At 51.3% G+C, this 4941-nt stretch carries 4 protein-coding genes and 1 pseudogene; all 5 read left to right on the top strand.

Annotated elements, in window-relative coordinates; genetic code table 11:
- Positions 1-543: 543 nt before the first annotated feature.
- Complete coding sequence (locus tag B2633_RS17125; RefSeq protein ID WP_483171880.1) at positions 544-1686, top strand: methyl-accepting chemotaxis protein; 1143 nt, start codon at positions 544-546, stop codon at positions 1684-1686.
- 240 nt (positions 1687-1926) lie between these two features.
- Positions 1927-2985, top strand: coding sequence for an energy-coupling factor ABC transporter permease (locus tag B2633_RS17130; RefSeq protein WP_483171881.1), 1059 nt, complete (start codon positions 1927-1929; stop codon positions 2983-2985).
- 62 nt (positions 2986-3047) lie between these two features.
- Complete coding sequence (cbiQ, locus tag B2633_RS17135) at positions 3048-3854, top strand: cobalt ECF transporter T component CbiQ (RefSeq protein WP_483171884.1); 807 nt, start codon at positions 3048-3050, stop codon at positions 3852-3854.
- Complete coding sequence (locus B2633_RS17140; protein ID WP_483171882.1) at positions 3855-4622, top strand: energy-coupling factor ABC transporter ATP-binding protein; 768 nt, start codon at positions 3855-3857, stop codon at positions 4620-4622. It begins immediately after the preceding gene.
- A gap of 110 nt (positions 4623-4732) precedes the next feature.
- Positions 4733-4941 (top strand): annotated as a pseudogene (locus B2633_RS17145) (hypothetical protein); the annotation flags it as partial.

Raw genomic sequence — 4941 nt, forward strand, 5'->3', positions numbered from 1 at the left:
AGCCTACCGGCAACCTGGACACCAGCAACACCGAAAAAGTATTTGCAATGTTGCGGGAAATCAACCTGGATTTGGGCGCCAGTTTCATCATGGTAACCCATGATCGAAGTCTGGCGGCCCGCACCGACCGCGTATTAGAAATGAGCGATGGCATGATCATCTGAAAACCTGTCAACCAGGCCTGATGATATCGGGAAGCAGTTTCTGCCATACCATCTTGAGGAAATAGCAAGGGCGAAAACCAAGGCGTCCTGAAGACCTCGCACCGCCATTTTGTTACTGCAGCAACATCCTTTCTTCGACATATAATTACATATTTCCCTAATGTAATTTGCTTTACCTACGATAATAGGATATGAGAGTCAATTATACCATCCTTGACATTTGATGTTGATATCATCCTTGCGGGACTGGACAGCCAGGGCCGGCAGCAGCCGTTACGGGAACTGTGAATGAAGGGGTATATAATGCGCAGCGGCAGTCTCAAAAATACCAACCAACGCAGTTTATCGCAGCAATTAAACGAAATTGGAGGTAATAGATTTGGTAGGCAAAGCAGCAGTAGACGGATTTAAAGAGATCGCACCCGTTTTGGTGGATTTGATACCTAGAGGGGCGGTCATCGTTGTAACCGACCTGGACAAGATTGTTTGGAAAACCACAGCCAAAGCTTTAAATTTGCCCGGCATTAAGGTAGGCGACCGTCTTGACAGTCACGGGGGTTGGATTCGTGCCATAAATGAAAGGCAAGTTACCATAGAGAAGGTTGACCGCGCCGTATACGGCATACGCCTGGTATTTGCCAGTTACCCGATTATAGACGGGGATACTGTCAGTGGCGTCTTAAGCATCGGTGTAACCAGAGTGGATCCTATTGCCTTCGCGTTTAAAGACTTTGCGCCTTTGATTGTAAATATGTACCCGGAAGGCTCATTCCTTTACATGACCAATTTAGAAAGCGTGGCTATCTGTCAGGGTTCTGAAAAATTCGATATACCGGATATACAGAAGGGCGACCCCATTACCGATGATATGATAGCCCGCCAGGTTTTAAGCACTAAAAAGATGGCCATGCGGGAAACCACCGTAAACGGGGTGCCGGTCCTGGCTATCAATTATCCCTGTTTCGATACTGAAGATCCCACTCAACTGGTGGCCACTTTTGGAATCTATCTGCCCCGGCAAAACGCGGTAAACCTGCGCACTATGGCGCAGAACCTCAATCAGAGCATGAGCGAAATTTCCGCAGTGGTGCAGGAGCTGGCCGCGGCGGCGTCGCAGATTACCGCCAATGAGCAGGAATTGAACAATAATATTGCGGAAATATACCAGGTGTCCGAACAGATTAACGAGGTAATGGGATTTATCAAGCAGATAGCCGACGAGACCAAGATGCTGGGCTTAAATGCCGCCATAGAAGCGGCCCGGGCCGGAGATGTGGGGAGGGGCTTCGGCGTGGTGGCCGAGGAAATCCGCAAATTGTCTGATGAATCCAAAGGCACCGTGCAAAAGGTCAAAGTATTGACCGACCGAATCAAGGAAACTTTGGAAAAAGCCAATAGCGGCAGTAAACAAACCCTGTGCTCCAGTGAAGAGCAGGCCGCCGCCACCGAAGAAATGAGCGCCAGCATTGAGGAAATCGCCAGTATGGCTGAACAATTGGAGGGCATGGCACGCTCCATGTAAAAATCAGGGCCGTCCCCCATTGTCCGCGGGGAATGTCGTTGGCTGTCTTAAAAAGGTTTACATCCGGCGCGGACTATGCTATTTTTATTGTGTAATGGAACCAAGAAGGTTTCGTCTCTGCAGTTGTCTGGATACATAAAGGCCACGGAAGTATAATTTCGATCATATAACCGACCCATGAAGGGACCAGTCTATGAGAAACCCTTTATGGGTCGTTTTATTTGGAAAGGAGTCGATAATATGCATATGGCGGATGCCTTGATTTCGCCGGCGGTTGGCGGGGCCATGCTGGCCGTCACTGCTGGAATGGCGGCCTATTCAGCCAAGAAAATAAGCGGCGACATGGATGAAAAAAAAATTCCCTTGATGGGGGTGATGGGCGCGTTTGTGTTTGCGGCTCAGATGATCAATTTCACGATACCCGCCACCGGCTCCAGCGGCCACCTGGGAGGGGGAATGCTGCTCGCCATTCTGTTAGGCCCGTATGCGGGCTTTTTGACCATGGCCTCCATATTGCTGATTCAGGCCCTGTTCTTTGGAGACGGAGGCTTGCTGGCCTATGGCTGCAATGTATTTAATCTGGGTTTCTATACTTGCTTTATCGCCTATCCGTTGATATACAAATGGTTTACCCACAGAGGACTGACATCCAAGAACATCTTTTGGGGAGCCACGATCTCGGCCCTAATCGCACTGCAATTAGGTGCTTTCAGCGTCGTTCTGGAAACGCTTGCATCGGGAAGGACGGAACTTCCTTTTGCCAGCTTTGTTTTGCTGATGCAGCCCATTCACCTGGCGATAGGATTGGTGGAAGGGCTGGTGACCGCGGCCGTGGTTGCCTTTGTATGGAAGGCCCGGCCGGAAGTGCTTGAAAAAGCCGCCGCCGGCGAGGCTATGGGCAATATATCCATTAAGAAGGTTTTAACCGGACTGGTTGTAGCTGTTGTGATAGTGGGCGGGGCTCTGTCCTGGTTCGCCTCGTCCAGTCCCGACGGACTGGAGTGGTCTATGGAAAGAATCGCGGGTACAGCGGAACTGGAAGCTCCCGCAGGTATTCATCAAGCCTTATCGGACCTGCAAAGCAAAACTGCTTTCATGCCTGATTACGGCTTCAAAGCCTCTGAAGAAGAAATTGTGGAAGCAGCCGCCGCTGAAGAAGCTGCAGGGACCTGGCCCGCGGTTGACGCTGGAACCAGTGTGGCAGGTCTGGTCGGAGGCGCCCTGACCCTGATTATGGCAGCCTTGATCGGCTACGTCATCAGTTTATCCAAAAAGAAAGGCAGCAGGGCTGCTGCGTAATAATAACCTCGGGGCAGGAATTCCCCCCTCCTGCCCTCATCTTTATTTAGGATTTGATTAATCTGGCCACTATGAACGACGCTCTACACAACATACGGATTTGGGATGACCTGGCCCGGCGGCAGAATGCCGTGAACAATCTTCATCCCCTCGTCAAGCTGCTCACCACAATCTTTTATTTGATTGTGGTAGTGTCATTTGGCAGGTATGAAATAAGCTCACTCTTGCCGCTGATCTTTTATCCGGTCGTCATTTTTTCCCTGGCGGAGCTGCCCCTGGGAGAGGTGCTGAAGCGCATTGCCTGGGCCATGCCGTTCGTAATCGGGATCGGTATATTCAACCCGGTGTTTGATCATCAAACGGTGGAGTTGTTGGGATTCACCATCTCCAGAGGATGGCTGACATTTATATCCATTTTGATAAAATGCGTTTTGACCGTGGCGGCCGGCATCCTTTTGGTGGCCACTACGGGAATGGAGAGATTGGGAGCGGCCCTGCGCATGATCCGGGTTCCCAGGGTTTTTGTTTTGCAGTTGCTGTTGACTTACCGGTATATATCGGTTCTGGGAAATGAACTGGCCAGGATGCTCAGGGCCTATTCCCTGCGCGCTCCGGGGCAGAAGGGAATAAAGCGCGAGGCTTGGGGCTCTTTAACCGGCAGTCTGTTGCTGCGGTCGTTTGACAGGGCCCAGCGGGTCTATGCGGCCATGTGCCTGCGGGGATTTGCGGGTGAGTATAACAGCGGCGCTATGGCGAAAATCGGCGCCGGAGATTTAGGGTTTTTGGCGGGGTGGAGCACGTTTTTCATAATGGCGCGATTATATGATTGGCCCTTATGGCTGGGTTCGTTATTAACGGGGGTTTTTTAAATGAGTCATCATAAAGTCGAAGTGAGTAACCTGCATTTTTCCTACCCCGATGGACACCAAGCCATACGCGGGATGTCTTTCACTATCTTTCACGGCGAATCGGTGGGGGTCATCGGAGCCAACGGAGCAGGCAAATCCACCCTCCTCATGCTGTTGATGGGCATACTCTTTCCGGATTCGGGTGAAATCTTAGTGGGTGATACCCGTCTGACTAAGAAGACCTTGCCCATGATCCGGCAGAGATTGGGCATGGTATTCCAGGATCCCGACGATCAGCTGTTTATGACCACGGTCGGGGACGATGTCGCCTTTGGGCCCAGGAATTATCAGCTGGATGAGGCGGAAGTTGAAAGCAGGGTCATCGAGGCTCTGACCCAAGTAGGAATTCCTCATCTGAAAGACCGGGCGCCTTTTAAGCTGTCAGGCGGGGAAAAGCGGGCCGCCGCCATCGCCACGGTGCTGTCCATGAGGCCTGATATTTTGATCATGGATGAACCGACCTCATTCCTCGATCCCCAGTCCCGGCGACGGGTTATGGGACTGCTGAAAAGTTTCGAACATACTAAAATAATCACCAGCCATGATTTGGACATGGTCTTAGAAACCTGCCGGCGGGTTATTGTGATAAAAGACGGCTTAGTCGCAGCGGATGGCCCGGCCGGCGAGATTTTAAAAAACCAACCGCTATTGGACGGCTGCGGGCTTGAAATGCCGCTTTCCCTGCAAAGTTGTCCTAACTGCGGAGCCTCCAAGTACGAGGTTGAATAAAGCGCCTCCCGCCCCATTTATTCGGGATGTTGGCTTTATCAGTGCCGTACGGCCCATCTGTTTAGCTATGCGAAGGTCGCCAGTTGCGGCGAAAAATGTGATTCTGTCATTTGTGTGTTCCAATAAACCCCCTTTGCCTTCCTATTCTGGCCAAGATATTCAGCCCGCTGTTTCCAGTCACCATGATCAGCTTCCTGGCAGTAATGGCCGCAACCGGTAAGAGCCCCTTCATGGAGAGGGAATTCCTGATCGCCTTCGATTTCATGCTGGCTATGATATTGGGGCTGGTCTTGTATGTGATCTCAGCCCGGGATATAAA

It is taken from the genome of Syntrophomonas sp. UBA1041, from assembly GCF_002316705.1.
In the GTDB taxonomy this organism is placed as follows: domain Bacteria; phylum Bacillota; class Syntrophomonadia; order Syntrophomonadales; family Syntrophomonadaceae; genus DTU019.